This window comes from Candidatus Hydrogenedentota bacterium, from assembly GCA_019695095.1.
Classification (GTDB): Bacteria; Hydrogenedentota; Hydrogenedentia; order Hydrogenedentales; family SLHB01; genus JAIBAQ01.
The window spans coordinates 1-16,069 of sequence record JAIBAQ010000139.1 but is presented as its reverse complement, the minus strand read 5'-3'; the positions used below and the strand labels follow the sequence as shown (position 1 = coordinate 16,069).

Below are 16,069 nucleotides of genomic sequence, written 5' to 3'. Positions count from 1 at the left end.
CCGCCATCGCTGAGATTGCACGTCTTCTCCTCGCGGGACTACTTGTCTTCGCGGGCTTAACAGCGTCGGGAATTTTCATCGGCTCGATGATCGAGACGCACACGCTCCCAGCCTATATCTACATACCGTTGGTCTCTGTTTGTGTCTTGCTCATATTTGCTCTCGTGCATGCGCTCTTCAACTGGCGGCATCTAGGGTTCGGACCTCGAAAGAGCAAGGAAGAATTCATCCTCGAGCTTGACGATAAACAATTGCTGGACCGAGACGACTACACGGCCACACGCGCATTCGAAGTCATGACATCTCTGGATGATGGTTCCCACTACTTTGTGGAATTGACCGATGGCCGTGTCCTGTTTCTAACCGGTCAATACCTCTACGAGTACGATCCCATCGGCGAGAGCGGAGAACTGGATCAGCCGCGCCAATTCCCCTGCACCGAATTCACAGTACTTCGCCACAAGACCGACAAGTACGTTGTCCATATCGAATGCCGCGGCGCCGTCCTCGAGCCCGAAATCGAAGCGCCCCATTTCACCGGACAGTTGTGGGACGAGTTCGGCTGCGGCGACGATGTGACAATCATTGCCAGCAAGACCTACGAAGAAATCAAACGGCGCATGATGGCATCTCCGCCATGATGCCGGCTTATCCATCGCTTCCGCGATAGTCTCGCGCTGCCGTTTTCCACTCTATGCGCCTGCTTTCAAAGATGAACTCCTGCTTTGTTGGGGGTCATCGAGAAGCCGACTGGGCGCTCCGCGCATTGACGAAGACGCCGATTTAGAATATGATATTTCTAATATTGGAGATTATGAGGAAAGGAGAAACAGAGCGTCTAGTATTTCCAGGTTTATCGTAGTCGCGCTGCGAACCGCGCGATTGCGCGCGGTTCCGGGAAGGAGTAGCAGACATGAAGACCGAACTGCGCTTGGAGGGGCCTACCCTCGACTCCTGTACCGCCACTCAAGTCTCGGCACACGCAAAGCTCGCCACCCAAATCAGGAAACTTCAGATCGGAGAAACCAAAACCACTTATTCACTAAAAGGGCACACACGAGGCTGCGCACTGTTCATCCGATTCGCTCCGATCTTTGAAGTTGACGTTGACCGCTCGGTATCAATGGATGGTCTCTCCGGTATCCAAGACCTGCTCACAAATGCAAGTCTACCCGTCGAATTGGCGGGCGATGTACTCCGAGCCTTTGAGTCTACAGACAGCGCGGGCACTGGCGTGTCGGAGCCCATCGTCAGCACGGGACATGCCAACGCCTTGGACGTAGCTGCGGGTGTGCAATTGGCACAAGGCGAATCGATGCCGGTGAATCTCTCCGGTGAAGCCATAGTCAGAGACATGTCCGTCGAGCATTTAGCCCTTAACGCCGACACGACCATGCTCTGTACTGACGTGAAGACCAAGCGAACGCAAGTTGAAGGGGTTCGCGCGACCACGGAGACTGCCGACCTGCTCGCGTATAGACAGATCGAAGTCACGGACGCGCGCCTGGAACCCATTGATGTCCCATCACTCGACATTCCCGCTGTGGAAACAGCCGTATCCATTCCCAAGGTAAACATCCCAAACCTTCCATTATCTGTCGACATTACGAACGGAAACACGGAGTTCACCATACAATTCGTCGACTGGTGCCCGCGCTGGGGCGCAAATTTCACAGTTGATGCAGGACCATTCAGCGTCAAGGTGCGGGTAAAGTTTGGGCTGGATGCGAAGCTCTCCGCGACGATCAAGTTCTTTGTGGAGAATCTGCATGTCGCTATACAAATGAAGAACGCAGTTTTGAACATGCTGGAGATGTCGGCGAAACTCTCGGCAATTGCTGTTCGCAAGCTGCACATTGGAATGCTCCGCATACCAAGCTTCGTTGCCAAGACCTCGGCACGCGCGATGGCGCGCAGCGGCAACGGCGGCAGAACTCCCGCAGTCCACGCGTAGGTGAACGCACATCGACGATTTGGAAGGCCAAAACCCACGCTGTATCCGTGACTCCGAAGCGGCGGCGGAAGGGAAGACCCGCAATTTGCACCGCGAAGCGTTACTGAGGGAGGAATTTGTGGCTTGCGCTAGCACCCCTTAATCCAGGGGCGATAGCAGGACTCCTCTTCGCGAAGAATACCGTGAAACGAAGAGTCTGATCCCCGTCAATACTCCTGCACGAATCGGTGGGACAATTCCGCGACCAGCGAGGTCATTGGGAAATCCCCTGGGTATCGTATGTACACGGCGCGCCCGTCGGAATACAGGACGTTCGTTCCCAGCGTGCCGGATGTGGTCTCGGACAGATCGGTCGAGATGAACTCCCAACCGACGACAACCGTCTCCGCGGGTGGGTCGCCCAAGTTCAGAGGTTTCAGGTAATACACGGTCCCGGCGCCATCCTGCGCGATGAGCTCCCCTCCGCCAGTGTACTGAAGGGGTTCTATCGCCCCCGGCCGGATGAGCGTATTCCAGTAGGCCGCGAATTCGGCCTCATCGTGTACGGCGTACTTCAACTCTGTTACCAGAGACTCTTCGTACGTCTGCCGGTATGCCGCACGGCACGTTTCCCGGTCCGGGCGCGTATTCGACGACCCCCCGTCGGCCATCGCGCCAATTTGCATCTGGTGCAACCCTTCCTTGACGGCTACTTCCTTGGCCTTTCGCAACGCGCGCGAAAGCACAGGCAACTGCAACGCCATCAGGATCGCGATAATCGCGACGCATATAAGGGTTTCCAGAAGGCTATAGCCCCGCCGTGAACGCATAAACATACTCGTCAATCCCTATTGAGAATTCTTGGGTCGGTAAGTCACGCCTATCAGTATGAGAAAAGGATTGCAGCGGGACGATTCGACTCTATCTTCCGTTAATGCTATCCTACACCCAGAGTCTCATTCCTGCAACGAGGTGACGGCCTCCATGAGCAAGGCAGCAGCAACTCGGCTCTCGCATCATGTCCGCGTTATCACCGCCACATCCCTGTTCGACGGCCACGACGCCGCAATCAATATTATGCGCCGCATCCTTCAGGATTCGGGCGTAGAGATAATTCACCTGGGCCACAACCGTTCCGTGCGCGAAATCGTCGACGCCGCCATCCAGGAAGACGTTCAAGCGATTGCCGTCAGTTCCTACCAAGGCGGTCACGTCGAATTCTTCCGCTACATTATAGAAATGTTAAAAGACCGCCACGCCGATCATATTCGCGTTTTTGGCGGTGGCGGCGGGGTCATCGTCCCCAGCGAAATCCGGCTTATCGAGTCTTTCGGCGTGAGCAAAATCTTCTCTCCGGAAGACGGCCGTAAGTTGGGTCTCCAAGGCATGATCGACCACATATTGCACCACATTGACTTCTCACTCGACACCAAGGGACTTCTTGCCGACCCGCCGCCCCTCACCCCGAGCGATACCGCTACCATTGCTCGACTTATAACCGCTGTCGAACAGAATCGCGAAGGGGCGTTCCTCGTTGGGATTCGCGACACCCTGAAAAAGCACGTGACCAGACCCGTACCCGTGTTGGGCGTCACCGGCACCGGCGGGGCAGGCAAATCGTCCCTCGTGGACGAGCTACTTGTCCGCTTTCTGCGCGACTTCCCCGAAAAGACCGTCGCCGTCCTTTCGGTCGACCCGTCGCGAAAACGCTCCGGCGGCGCACTCCTTGGCGACCGCATTCGCATGAATGCCATTGACACCCCCCGCGTCTACATGCGCTCATTGGCCACGCGCGCCCAAAGCGGCGAGGTGTCCGGGGCGTTGGCCGACGCGATTGCCGTCGTCAAGGCCGCGGGCTTCGACTGGGTGATAGTTGAAACCGCCGGCATCGGCCAGGGCGATGCCGCCATAGTGCCCCTCGTCGATGTATCTCTCTACGTCATGACCGCCGAGTTCGGAGCTCCTTCGCAACTTGAGAAGATTGACATGCTCGACTTCGCCGACCTCGTCGCTATTAACAAATTTGAGCGTCAAGGCTCCGAAGATGCCCTTCGTCACGTCCGCAAACAGTTCCAGCGAAACCACCACCTTCTCGATTCGCCCCCGGAAGCCATGCCTGTCTACGGCACCATTGCCTCTCGCTTCAACGACAACGGCGTCACCGCACTCTACATCGACATCTTAAACACCCAGCGCAAGAGATGCGGTGTGACCTGGGAGACCTTCCGCGAGCGGCTTGCCGGAACAATCACGACATCTCGCTCCTTCATCGTTCCGCCCAATCGCGTCCGATACTTGGCGGAAATTGCCGAGACTGTCCGAGCTTACCACCGATGGGTCGATAGTCAAGCCGAAGTTGCAGAGCGTTTGTGGCGGGTAGATGGCGCCTTGGGACTCCTAGAGTCAAATTCCCCTGCGCACACAGAACTTGTCGCCCGACGGCAGCAAGCGCTCGCACAACTGGAACACCGCGCGGTTGAAGCCCTCGAAGGCTTTTCTCACCTGTGCGCCGACTATTCGAAAGATGAATACGTATTCACCGTCCGCGACCGCGAAGTCCGAGTTCCGTTGTTTCGCACGACTCTCTCCGGTTTGCGCATGCCTCGCGTTGCATTGCCCTATCTTCGGAATCCTGGAGACTTGCTTCGATGGCTGCTCCGTGAAAATGTGCCGGGGCGCTTCCCGTTCACGGCGGGCGTGTTTCCGTTCAAACGCGAAGACGAAGATCCGACTCGCATGTTTGCGGGTGAGGGAGACGCCAAACGCACCAACGCTCGTTTCAAATTCCTATCTCGTAACGCCTCCGCGGTGCGCCTGTCCACGGCTTTCGATTCGGTCACGCTGTACGGGCATGACCCCGCCGAGCCTCCCGATATCCTGGGCAAAGTGGGCACGTCCGGCGTTTCCATCTGCACTTTGGAAAACATGAAGACGCTGTATGACGGCTTCGATCTCTGTGCGCCTACGACCAGCGTGTCAATGACAATCAACGGGCCTGCGCCAATCATCCTCGCCATGTTTCTCAACACGGCCATCGATCAGCAGTGTGACAAGTTCCAGCAGCAGCAAGGCCGAAAACCCAACAATACCGAGGCCGCCGAAATCGTTGCGAAAACGCTGCGTACCGTTCGCGGCACCGTGCAGGCTGACATCCTCAAGGAGGATCAAGCGCAGAATACCTGCATCTTCTCGGTCGATTTCGCGCTTCGCATGATGGGCGACGTACAGCAATACTTCTGCGACCACGGCATCGCCAACTTCTATTCGGTATCCATTTCCGGGTTTCACATGGCGGAGGCGGGCTGTAACCCCGTCACACAAGCGGCGTTCACCCTTGCGAACGGTTTCACCTACGTCGAGTACTATCTCGCCCGCGGCATGCACATCGACGACTTCGCCCCCAACCTGTCTTTCTTTTTTTCCAGCGGCATGGACCCTGAATACGCCGTGATCAATCGCGTCGCGCGTCGAATCTGGGCCATTGCTCTGCGAGACAAATACGGCGCAAATGAACGCTCGCAGAAGTTCAAGGTCCATATCCAGACCAGCGGGCGTTCCTTGCACAGCCAGGAATACCAGTTTAACGACATCCGCACCACGCTGCAGGCCCTGATTGCCTTGCTCGACAACTGCAATTCCCTTCATACCAATGCCTACGACGAAGCCGTCACTACGCCCTCCGAGGCATCCGTGCGCCGCGCCCTCGCAATACAGGCCATCATCAACAGGGAATTCGGGATCTACGGCAACGAGAACGCGCTTCAAGGTTCGTTCGTCATTGAGGAACTCACCGATCTCGTCGAAGAAGCCATTCTGAAAGAGTTCGACCGGATCTCTCAGCGCGGTGGCGTACTAGGCGCGATGGAACTCGCCTACCAACGCGCTCGAATTCAGGATGAGTCCCTGACCTATGAATCCCGCAAGACCAGCGGCGAATACCCCATTGTTGGCGTCAACACGTTTGTCGACCCCGACGCCGACCACGAGGCAGAAGCCGAGCGCCTCGAACTGCGACGCGCCACCGACGACGAAAAACACGCGCAACTCCAACATGTTCGCGATTTCCAGAAGCGTCATTCCAAAGAGGCCCACGCCGCACTGCGACGTCTCCAGCAGACCGCCCTCAACGGCGGCAACCTCTTCGCCGAACTCATGGCCACGGTTCGCACGTGCACTCTGGGCCAGATCACGCAGGCGCTTTTTGAGGTGGGTGGCCGTTATCGCCGGAGTTTATAGACTGCGCTCTTCTGGAAGCGTCGAAGTGCGCCCGAAGACCAGGGATTCGAAGTGGCGGCTGTCCTCTGCGGGCCTAACCGGGCAGGTCGTCTTCCTCTACCGGTTCGGCTATGCCGATATCGACCAAATACTGAAGTCCGGTGTCGTTCTCCATCAGGTGGTCGATGGTGGAGTTGATGACTTGTTCCCACACCGTAACGCAGGACTCGTCTTCCTGCTCGACAATCACGCGGTGGATTCCTTCCCGAACAAGGTACGTAATCTCTTCGTTCTGGGTGTACTCAACAACAGACGGCGGGATCTCCGCTTTCTGCGCCCATACGACCGTCGGCGGTGGCGCTCCACCCCATAGCGCGAACTGTTCGCCGGCCCATTCCCGCCAATACCGCGAACCGAAGTCGATAAGTTCAACGCCCTGGTCTCCGAGGTCGGCCTCAATCCACACGTAGTACATGTGGTCCTCGACGTTTTCGACGTGCGCCTCCAGGCCGAAAGGAACGCCGCCGCATCGCACCTCAATCGAGCCCGCCACCGGTTCCGCGTTCACGCCCGTCAGGTGCTTCAGCAAAAAGCAGCCGATGGTATTAATCGGACCGATATGGGTAATCGACGGCGTCATAGCCTCCGAAAGCGAAGCATGCAAGGCGTCGGCAATTATCTTCCGAATGTCCCCTCGCGGCCACTGCAAATCCATCGGCTCCCTCCCTCGGTTTCGTCTCGTGAAACAGAGGATAGCAAACGGCGACAGCGGTTTGAACCCTGATGCTCGGACGCCAAAAGGGCAACGTCCCGTTCCACCGTCTACACGGCGAAACGGGACGTCAAGGGGAACATATATCCTAAACGACTGGGTCGAGAACCGGCTATGCCTTGCTCTGCGAATCGCCAGTCTGCTTGGGCAAAAACTGCTCCACCGCTTCATCAAGCCCATCCAGGGGATGACCGTGCCAGACGATCTTTCCTTCGGGACTCACAATGAACGCGTGAGGGATACCGTCTTCTCCAAACGCATCCATATAGGCCGCAGTGGTCTCGCCATCCTTGTCCACGGCCACGACGTAATCCATCTTGTCGCCTTGCGCTTCCACGAACGGTTTCACATCCGAGGCTTCTTCCGAGGTCACGCCTATGACCACCAAACCCTTGTCTTTGTATTTCTTCTGCAATTCCGTCAGATGCGGGATACTCTCACGGCACGGCGGGCACCACGTCGCCCAGAACTCCACCACATACGCCGTCTTGCCCTTGCCATCGGCCAAAACCACCGGTCCACCCTTGGCCCACTCTTGAATCGACAGAGCCGGCGCGGGGTCGCCTAACTTGCCTTGCCCTGCTTCGGCGTCCGCAAGTCGTACGGCGGCGGTCAAGCCCACTGCGCCCATGCACAGTAACGCCAACAACGGAAACGGTCGAATCGCAAACATCTTGTCCTCTATCTTCCTTCGGGTTACCGTGCGCTGGATGCACGTATCCATCCAACTTACCCGTGATTAGCTTCCTTAATCCCCGATTCCATGCATAGGTTCCATGTGCGCCACGGCGACGCCTCGGGAATGCTCGGCCTATTGGACGGCCGCCTTGCTTTGTCTATTCACAAACGATTCAAATCCATATCACTATTCCCCAGCGCACCCAAAGGTATCCGGCCACGCCTTTCGATTTTCGCATTTCAGGGCTCCGCCTGGGGATCGCCTCTGGACCGAGTCCTTGCGTTGATTCCCGGTCACGCGCATGCAACACTGACGCAACGAACAGAAGGGGCGGAATCATGGCAGTAGCATCAATCGTGTTGTTCAGCGTGTTGACGGCCGGCGACGCGTATGTCACCGGACCCGTGAAGTCCGTGGCGGAGGGCTTTAAGTTCACCGAGGGGCCGTTGTGGCTGCCCAGCAATGAACTCATCTTCAGCGACATCCCCGCCGACACGATCTACAAAATCGACAAGACCGTGTTTCGTAAACCCAGCGGCGAATCGAATGGGCTCGCCATGGACGGCGAGGGACGTCTCATTGCTTGCGAGCATGGGAACCGTCGTGTTTCCCGAACGGAGAAGGACGGCGCCATAACGGTTCTTGCCGAAACCTACGGCGGCAAGAAACTGAACTCCCCGAACGACGCCGTCGTCCGTTCAGATGGCACCATTTTCTTCACCGACCCGCCCTACGGCGTCAGCGAAGACAAGCGAGAACTTGCATTTCAAGCCGTATTCGCCGTCCTCAAAGACGGCACGCTGAAAATGCTGGGAGATGACTTCGTCAAACCCAACGGAATCGGACTATCGCCAGACGAGAAGACCTTATATGTCGCCGACACGGAGGGCAAGAACATACGCGCTTTCGATATCGCGCCCGACGTCTCGCTCACCAACGGCCGTGTCTTCTGCGAGTTGCCCGAGCCCGATGGCATGGCAATTGACACAAAGGGGTTTGTGTGGTGCACCGCCGGTGACGGGGTCCGGGTGTACTCGCCAGACGGGAAACTCGTCCACACGGTCGTCACACCACAAGCTCCAGCCAACTGCTGCTTCGGCGACCCCGACCGGATGACCCTCTACATTACTGCGCGCACCGCCGTGTACAGCGTCCGCGTGGTTACTCCAGGCTTGCGAATCGGGCCAAAGTGACCGCGTCATAGTCGGCTTCCCGGGCTATGGCCGGTTGGAGTCCGCCGCGTCGAGTTGGCCCCGTTACGTCCAATTATCCTTGCGTTCTTACCGAGCATGCCCTATCATATATCTGATATTATATTCAGGGTTTCGTCATGCTCGACCCCATAAAACCCATCAAAGGCCGTGGCGCAACGCAGTATCTTCAAAACCGCTTCGACCAAATCGCCTATGTACGAGATCCGGACGCGGATGACTCAGAAGAACCGCTACCGCGCACGCAGTTTCTGCGCGACACTTCGAAGTCCGTCATCGCCAGAAACGACAGCCCGGATGTGCCCCACGATGCAACGCTGAATCCATATCGGGGATGCGAACATGGCTGCATCTACTGTTACGCACGGCCTACGCATGAATACCTCGGGTTCTCGCCGGGACTCGACTTTGAAACCAAGATCATGGTGAAGGAAGACGCGCCGGAATTGCTGCGGGAGACCTTCATGAAGACGAGTTGGACGCCCCAGCCTGTCGGTCTATCCGGCGTGACGGATCCGTACCAACCCATCGAACGAAAACTGCGGCTTACGCGCCGCTGCCTGGAGGTTTTTGCCGAATTTCGCAACCCCGTCAGCATTGTCACGAAGAACCGGTTGATCACACGCGACATCGACGTCCTGTCCGAACTGGCGCGACACAACGCAGTGATGGTTATGGTTTCCGTAACGACATTGGACGTTTCACTCAACCGCATCATGGAGCCACGGACCTCGCTTCCTCAGCAACGGCTCGATGCGATTGCCGCCCTCGCCAACGCCCGGATACCGGTCGGCGTACTGATGGCGCCTATCGTCCCAGGCTTGACCGACGAGGAAATCCCGCGAGTCTTAAAAGCGGCCGCAACCGCGGGCGCGCGCTGGGCCGGCTATATTGCCCTGAAACTGCCCATGGCCGTGGCGCCCTTGTTCGAAGCGTGGTTGACGGAGCACTTGCCGCTGAAGAAGGAAAAAATTCTGAATCGTATTCGCTCCATACGCGGGGGGAAATTGCACGATTCGCGTTTTGGGTCGCGCATGCGGGGAGAAGGATTTCACGCCGATCATATTGAACAATTCTGGAGAATTTCGTGCGGTAAAGCGGGGCTGAACCAGGATCGCTTTGAATTGTCGGCTTCAGCCTTTCGCAGGCCTCCTGCCAACGGCCAATTGGCACTGTTCGAATAACTACTACGTGTCCGCTCCAACCAACTTCCTAAACACCGGATCGTCACGCATCGAATCCAGGTCAGGGTCCTTCCGAGCCTGTTCCAGATAGGCATCGTCAAAGGTGATGGCGCACAACAAGAGTGGCACGACTTCGTCGCGGCGTCCGCGCAGACAAGCTAAACAGGCAAGGTTGAAAAACGGGGCAGGATGATCGGGCTCGGAGACAATTGCTTTTCGGTATGCGGCCTCCGCTTCATCGAAACGCCCAAGCGCGACCAGCACGTTGCCATAGTTATTGTTTGCGGCAATGCTGTCCGGATCGAGTTCCAGTGACTTCCGCGCTTCTGTCTCAGCTTCGTTATAGCGTCCCGTCAAGCGCAGAAGAATGGCCAGATCGTTGTGAGCGCGGCTCCAACTCGGATCCAGTTCCACCGCTTTGCGAAACGCGACTTCCGCTTCGTCCATACGGCCCAGCGTCTGAAGCAAAATTCCAAGCGCGCTGTGTCCCCAATTCCAATCCGGCCGCAAATCGATAGCCCTGCGATACGCAGCCTCGGCTTCCTCATAGTGCTGCTGACCGCTTAAGCGAAGGCCAAGCGCATAATACGCCTCCGCGGTCTCCAGGTCCCCGCTCTCGGCTAGACCTGCAACGGCTTCCACGAGCGAACGCGTGTTGTCGCGGCGTGCCTGCGGATCTTTGTCGATGCACGCCTTCATCGTCTCGACAACCATGTCCGTCTGTTGCCGCGAAAGCGAACCAACAAGCGACTGAATGGGCGTGTTGAGCGCCTCAAGTTCGGGGGCTGGCGCGCGCACCTCTCGAACAGTCACAACAATGCCCGCGACAAGCACGGCAATGCCCGTGATGCTCCATATCACGCTCTGATGTTTCATTCGGAAGCGCGCCGAGTACTTTCTGCCGCTATCGCAGCGAATCGTCCATGTATAATACGACCTAGCCCGTGAAGCGTGGGGCGAAGCGGGGCAATCATAACAAATGGGGGAAAGGGAACCCACGATGAAATTCGAAACCGAATACCTTTGGTTCAACACGAAGAAACACCGCGAGTACATCAACATTACCGAGCAGGTCGAGCAGACCGTGCGAAAGAGCGGCATCCAGGAAGGCATGGCCTTGGTGAGCGCCATGCACATCACCGCGGGAGTCTACGTCAACGACGCAGAATCGGGCTTGATTGCGGATATCGACGAATGGCTGGAGTCGCTTGCTCCGTTTAAAGAAGACTACCGGCATCACCGCACCGGCGAAACGAATGGAGACGCACACCTCAAGAGCTTGATTATTCACCACGAGGTCATCGTACCCGTCACGAATGGCCGTCTGGATTTGGGTCCGTGGCAACAGGTTTACTATGCCGAGTTCGACGGGCAACGCCGCAAACGCCTCGTGATCAAGGTGATGGGAGAGTAATATCCGGTTTTCCCAGCGAGGACCGCAAAGCGCCGATAAGGTCCTTCATGGCAAACGGCTTCTGTAAAAACGCGGAGAATCCTTTGCCTGCAAATCGGCTTTCGACTTCTTGCTCATTGAAACCGCTGATCAAGATAATCGGCGTATCGGCCCGAATATCGCGCATCGCCTGAAGCGCTGTTTCACCGTCCATGCGCGGCATCGTAAGGTCCAGCAAGACGCACACAATTTTGCCTGAGTCTGCTTTGAACCGTTCGACGCCATCCAATCCATCTTCCGCATGAATGACTTCGAAGCCAAGCTTCGATACCATGCGGCCGGTCACGAGCCGGACCACCTCCTCATCGTCAACTACAAGAATGGTCCCGGCCCCGCTCCACGCGGAAGCCGGTTCGGTTGCACTTGGCGTAGCGACTGAGGGTTCCTCACAAATCGGAAACAGAATGGCAAACGTGCTGCCTTTCCCGGCTTCGCTATACACCTTCAGCGAACCTTTGTGTCCGCGCACGATCCCAAGCACGGCCGCCAAACCCAGGCCCCGGCCCGTGAACTTGGTTGTAAAGAATGGCTCGAAAATCCGCGCTTTCGTTTCCTCGTCCATCCCACATCCCGTGTCCGTGACTTCCACGTACACATAGGTTCCCGCTGCTACCGGATCGCATAGGAATCCGGACAAGAACACCTGCGCGTCGTACTCGATGACCCCTGTCGATACGGCTATGGCTCCGGACTGGTCTCCCAATGCGTCGCTGGCATTGGTAATGAGATTCATGATGACTTGTCGAATTTGCGTCGTATCCGCGCACACCATCGGCAACGGGTTGGTTAGGTTGAACCGAAGTACTGCCTTCTTGGATATGGAGACCTCCAATAGATGGCTCATCTCATGAATGATATCGTTCAGACAGACCGGCTCCACGACAAATCGGCCTTTGCCGGAATAGGCAAGCATCTGACGACTCAGGTCCGAGGCTCGTTGCGCCGCCTTGACGACGTCTTCCACGTATATCCGCGCCGACGCGTTCAGGGGCAAATCGGACAGCGCCATTTCGGCGTTGCCCATAATTCCAACCAGCAGGTTGTTAAAGTCGTGTGCGATTCCCCCGGCAAGTACACCCAGGCTTTCCAGTTTCTGCGAGTGCTGAATCTGCGCTTCAAGCTTGCGACGCTCAATCTCCGCCTCTTTGCGCTCCGTAATATCGCGAACTGTTACTACAAACTGCGCCCCCTCCTGGTCACTTCTGAATACGCTCGCACGTCCAAGCAGCCATCTGCGTTCGCCTGATGGCGTAGGCGCGCTCACCTCCACGTCCACCGATTGGTCTGTCGCCGCGGCTCTTGCCAACGCCGCCCGGACAACTCGCGCATCGTCTTCGTCTAAGAACTCGAAAACGTTGTGACCGACCAGCGCCATATCCCGAAATTCGGAATTTGGCTGATTCGCAAACTGAACCAAACCGTCAGAGTTACAGAGAATCACACGGTCTGGGAAATTGTGTACCAGTGTCCGCCATTTGGCTTCCGACTCACTCAACGCTTCTTCGGCGCGGCGCCTCTCCGAGATGTCATTTAGAATAACTGCAAATTGACCCTGACTCGGGGAGTACGCCGTAGTCTGGAAATGGCGATTTACTTCCTTGCTATAGCGCTCGAAATGGCAAGCTTCGCCAGTCAGAGCTACCTTCCCGAAAATCTCGATCCATTCGGGGTCTATACCGGGAAATAGTTCGCGAACTCGCTTACCTTCAACTTCTGCTGCGCGCAATCCTGTTATCCGCTCGTAGGCGGGATTGACTTCCAAGATACGATAGTCGCATGGACGGCCTCGCTCGTCACAGATAATATCGTGCAATGCAAACCCGTCAAGCATGTCGTTGAAAAGATGCCGGTACCTCTTCTCGCTATCGGTAAGCAGGGTCTCCACCTGCGAACGCTGAAGCCCCGTCATTAGCACGTCGCCCAGCACGGCAAATGGCGCGACTTGCGATTCATCAATTCTCGCGGGCTCTCGCCGCCATATGAACCGGACGCATCCGGTCAGCCTGCCCTCGGTTCGAATGGGGATCCACAACACCGACTTCACGTTCTCAGCCATCAACTCCGTTCGCTCTCTCGCGGCCGTTGGGGGCAAGTCTGCGACGTCCCTGAAGAACAGCCAATTGGCCGTACGGGACTGCTCCGAAAGCCACGGATAATCCGCCATGGTGAACGTTGTCGAAACTGAGGATAGCTCTCTTTCCGCAGGATCGTTCCATGCATGCGAACGAAGAAACACGTTCTTGCCTTCTCCCGCGTGCACAAGCAACGCATGATCGGCATTCAAAAACGTGGCGGTTCGGCGCAGGGCATCCGTAATGCTCGCGTCTATGCGCTTGTGAGACAAGGACAGAAGAGTGCGGGCGACACCCGATACAAGGACCTCCGCCTCAATACGCGTTTGCAGCGCATCTTCCGCCTCCTTGATTGCCGTGACGTCCCTCGCCAAGACGAAAACCCTGTCGCCTTCGCATTTCACAACAATGCCATGGCAATAGCGGCGGCGGCCATCGAGTTCAAAATCGTAATCGAGTGTCTCGGCTTCTCCCGTCTGCAAGACGCGTCTTAAGCGCGACTCGAAGAGAGCGTACAGATTCTTCGACAACACGTTCTTCGCCTGCTTGCCCACAAATCGTTCTGCCGATATCAAGGCGCTCAGCGGTCCATTGGCGTGCACGTCCACGAAGTATCCCGAAGTATCTAAAACAAATATCAGATCCGGAACCGCGCTCAACATGGCCCGGTTCCGCGACTCGCTTTGACGCAACGCTTCTTCCATAGCCCGACGTTGAGTCACGTCGCGCCCGATTCCAAGGATTAGATCCTGCCCCCGTAACCGAATCGGATGAGCGTGGAACTCGATTGTGAGGGGTTTTCCAGACTTGTGGCGAATGGTGACTTCCCGCATGAACGATTCGCCTTTCTCGAGGTCCAGGTGAGCCACTTCGTCCAGCATGGCGAGCGTGTCTTGTTCGAAAACGCCCAACTCCAGCACGTTGCGCCCAATCATTTCCTCTCGCGAGTAACCCAGCAGGGCTTCGGTGGCGCGGTTACAGTCCACATATACGCCGTTTCGCGTATTCAACGTGGTCGCATCGGGCGCATATTCAAAGACAATTCGGAACCGCTCTTCGCTCTCGCGCAACACGTCCTCGGCAACCTTCCGCTTATCGATATCATGGTGCTCGAAGACTATCCCGCTAACACGTCCCTCCGGGTCTTTCAGCGCAGAGACCGAGGTCCACAGCCAAACATAGTGTCCTTTGGCGTGCCGGAATCGGGCTTCGCCGCTCGTCTGCTTATTCGCACTGGCAGCGGCCAAGATTGCGTCCCTAATCAGGTGAGCGTCGTCGGGGTGAGCGAACTCCAGAACGGATTTCCCAACCAAATCCGCGTCGTCGTACCCCAAAACGTGCTTGTGGGCCGGATTTACGTAACGGATGAGTCCGTCAGCACTCGTTGCACTGACCAAATTGCTCACCGCGCCTAAAATTGCGCGCATCAAGGTGTCGTCGGCGGATGAGGCTACTGGATGGCTAGAAGGCGCGACCCTCTGGCTAGAAGAGTCCGGTTCCGAGCGTTCGACTCGTTTCGAAACCGGGCGCCGCGCCAGTAAGATTCCCAGCGCCATTCCCAATATCAGGGCCCCAACTGCACCCGGAATAGCAATTGTGTCAAACGCCATTAATTGGCCACCCCAAACTGCATTCTCCGGTTATGGCCGCCTCACGTTCTCAGGCGCCACACCATCTCGTACGGCGGATACAGCACTTAACTCTGCCCGGACGAATTATACCTCACCTTTGCCTTATTCGCCTGTAAGCGCCTCCCTTGCCCATGTGGAGCGAATTGACTGCTCGCCCCCTTAAGCAAGACATGGCACGGGTGCCCGTAGTAGAATCATCCTGCCCTGGGATAACGAACGGTCGGCATCGTTTTATGCCAATGGTCTCACACGGCCACGTATGCAAGGAGTTTCCAATGACATGCAGTTTTAGCCCTCCTGTCCGCACCTTGATGGGACCCGGTCCCTCGGATGTGCATCCCCGAGTGCTGGGTGCCATGGCGCGCCCGACCATCGGACACCTCGATCCCGAGTTCATTCGTATGATGGACGAAGTCAAGAGCTTGCTACAGTATGCTTTCCAAACCAAGAATGAAGTGACCTTCCCCGTTTCCGCACCAGGGTCAGCCGGCATGGAATGCTGTTTCGTCAACCTGGTGGAACCGGGCGATAAGGTTATCGTGTGCCAGAACGGTGTTTTTGGCGGCCGCATGAAAGAAAACGTCGAACGGTGCGGCGGCACGGCGATTATGGTTCTCGATGATTGGGGCAAAGCCGTAGACCCCGGAAAAGTCGAAGCGGCCCTGAAAGCCAACCCCGACGCAAAGATCGTCGCCTTCGTGCATGCAGAAACCTCCACGGGAGCACAGTCCGACGCGAAAACACTTGTGACGCTTGCCCACGCCCACAATTGCCTTACCATCGTCGACACTGTGACATCCTTGGGTGGCACACCCGTAAAGGTCGATGAATGGGGTATCGACGCAATTTACTCCGGTACGCAAAAATGCCTCTCTTGCCCCCCTGGCCTTTCGCCGGTCAGCTTCAATGAACGCGCGGC

At 56.9% G+C, this 16,069-nt stretch carries 12 protein-coding genes; 7 read left to right on the top strand and 5 right to left on the bottom strand.

Going from position 1 to position 16,069, the window contains the following annotated elements; all coding sequences use genetic code 11:
- Nucleotides 1–641: hypothetical protein (locus K1Y02_18995; protein ID MBX7258458.1), on the top strand; the 641-nt coding region annotated here is incomplete at its 5' end.
- 272 nt (nucleotides 642–913) lie between these two features.
- Entirely contained in the window at nucleotides 914–1,954 is a 1,041-nt protein-coding gene (locus K1Y02_18990; GenBank protein ID MBX7258457.1) for a hypothetical protein, read from the top strand.
- Nucleotides 1,955–2,160: 206 nt separating this feature from the next.
- On the opposite strand, the gene K1Y02_18985 is transcribed toward K1Y02_18990, so the two are convergent.
- Nucleotides 2,161–2,763 carry a type II secretion system GspH family protein gene (locus tag K1Y02_18985; protein ID MBX7258456.1) on the bottom strand — a complete coding sequence of 201 codons (603 nt, stop codon included), beginning with the start codon at nucleotides 2,761–2,763 and terminating at the stop codon, nucleotides 2,161–2,163.
- Between the two features lie 154 nt (nucleotides 2,764–2,917).
- Between K1Y02_18985 and K1Y02_18980 the strand changes: the two genes are divergently transcribed.
- Entirely contained in the window at nucleotides 2,918–6,169 is a 3,252-nt protein-coding gene (locus K1Y02_18980; GenBank protein ID MBX7258455.1) for a methylmalonyl-CoA mutase family protein, read from the top strand.
- Between the two features lie 73 nt (nucleotides 6,170–6,242).
- Here the strand turns inward: K1Y02_18980 and K1Y02_18975 are convergent, their stop codons facing one another.
- Together K1Y02_18975 and K1Y02_18970 are read right to left on the bottom strand one after the other, a co-directional pair.
- Entirely contained in the window at nucleotides 6,243–6,863 is a 621-nt protein-coding gene (locus K1Y02_18975; GenBank protein MBX7258454.1) for a hypothetical protein, read from the bottom strand.
- 169 nt (nucleotides 6,864–7,032) lie between these two features.
- Nucleotides 7,033–7,644 (bottom strand): TlpA family protein disulfide reductase, encoded by a 612-nt coding sequence (locus K1Y02_18970; protein ID MBX7258453.1) that lies wholly within the window; start codon nucleotides 7,642–7,644, stop codon nucleotides 7,033–7,035.
- A 293-nt stretch (nucleotides 7,645–7,937) separates the two neighbouring features.
- Between K1Y02_18970 and K1Y02_18965 the strand changes: the two genes are divergently transcribed.
- Both K1Y02_18965 and K1Y02_18960 read left to right on the top strand, forming a co-directional pair.
- On the top strand, nucleotides 7,938–8,792 hold the full coding sequence (locus K1Y02_18965) for an SMP-30/gluconolactonase/LRE family protein (GenBank protein ID MBX7258452.1): 855 nt from the start codon (nucleotides 7,938–7,940) through the stop codon (nucleotides 8,790–8,792).
- A gap of 137 nt (nucleotides 8,793–8,929) precedes the next feature.
- Complete coding sequence (locus K1Y02_18960) at nucleotides 8,930–9,994, top strand: PA0069 family radical SAM protein (GenBank protein MBX7258451.1); 1,065 nt, start codon at nucleotides 8,930–8,932, stop codon at nucleotides 9,992–9,994.
- Between the two features lie 3 nt (nucleotides 9,995–9,997).
- Here K1Y02_18960 and K1Y02_18955 read toward each other — a convergent pair whose 3' ends face one another.
- Nucleotides 9,998–10,870 carry a tetratricopeptide repeat protein gene (locus K1Y02_18955; GenBank protein ID MBX7258450.1) on the bottom strand — a complete coding sequence of 291 codons (873 nt, stop codon included), beginning with the start codon at nucleotides 10,868–10,870 and terminating at the stop codon, nucleotides 9,998–10,000.
- 124 nt (nucleotides 10,871–10,994) lie between these two features.
- On the opposite strand from K1Y02_18955, the gene K1Y02_18950 reads away from it, so the two are divergent.
- Entirely contained in the window at nucleotides 10,995–11,408 is a 414-nt protein-coding gene (locus K1Y02_18950) for a secondary thiamine-phosphate synthase enzyme YjbQ (protein ID MBX7258449.1), read from the top strand.
- Here K1Y02_18950 and K1Y02_18945 read toward each other — a convergent pair.
- On the bottom strand, nucleotides 11,389–14,946 hold the full coding sequence (locus K1Y02_18945) for a PAS domain S-box protein (protein ID MBX7258448.1): 3,558 nt from the start codon (nucleotides 14,944–14,946) through the stop codon (nucleotides 11,389–11,391). The two genes, K1Y02_18950 and K1Y02_18945, sit on opposite strands and share 20 nt — an antisense overlap.
- A gap of 479 nt (nucleotides 14,947–15,425) precedes the next feature.
- Between K1Y02_18945 and K1Y02_18940 the strand changes: the two genes are divergently transcribed.
- Nucleotides 15,426–16,069, top strand: a 644-nt coding sequence (locus K1Y02_18940) for an aminotransferase class V-fold PLP-dependent enzyme (GenBank protein MBX7258447.1), incomplete at its 3' end; no start/stop codon positions are given.

What these genes read in the sequence shown, in the direction of transcription:
- K1Y02_18945 (MBX7258448.1), bottom strand. Translation starts at nt 14,946, where the DNA reads ATGCGCGCAATTTTAGGCGCGGTGAGCAATTTGGTCAGTGCAACGAGT.
- K1Y02_18975 (MBX7258454.1), bottom strand. Translation starts at nt 6,863, where the DNA reads ATGGATTTGCAGTGGCCGCGAGGGGACATTCGGAAGATAATTGCCGAC.
- K1Y02_18950 (MBX7258449.1), top strand. Translation starts at nt 10,995, where the DNA reads ATGAAATTCGAAACCGAATACCTTTGGTTCAACACGAAGAAACACCGC.
- K1Y02_18960 (MBX7258451.1), top strand. Translation starts at nt 8,930, where the DNA reads ATGCTCGACCCCATAAAACCCATCAAAGGCCGTGGCGCAACGCAGTAT.
- K1Y02_18970 (MBX7258453.1), bottom strand. Translation starts at nt 7,644, where the DNA reads ATGGATACGTGCATCCAGCGCACGGTAACCCGAAGGAAGATAGAGGAC.
- K1Y02_18980 (MBX7258455.1), top strand. Translation starts at nt 2,918, where the DNA reads ATGAGCAAGGCAGCAGCAACTCGGCTCTCGCATCATGTCCGCGTTATC.
- K1Y02_18990 (MBX7258457.1), top strand. Translation starts at nt 914, where the DNA reads ATGAAGACCGAACTGCGCTTGGAGGGGCCTACCCTCGACTCCTGTACC.
- K1Y02_18955 (MBX7258450.1), bottom strand. Translation starts at nt 10,870, where the DNA reads ATGAAACATCAGAGCGTGATATGGAGCATCACGGGCATTGCCGTGCTT.
- K1Y02_18965 (MBX7258452.1), top strand. Translation starts at nt 7,938, where the DNA reads ATGGCAGTAGCATCAATCGTGTTGTTCAGCGTGTTGACGGCCGGCGAC.
- K1Y02_18985 (MBX7258456.1), bottom strand. Translation starts at nt 2,763, where the DNA reads ATGCGTTCACGGCGGGGCTATAGCCTTCTGGAAACCCTTATATGCGTC.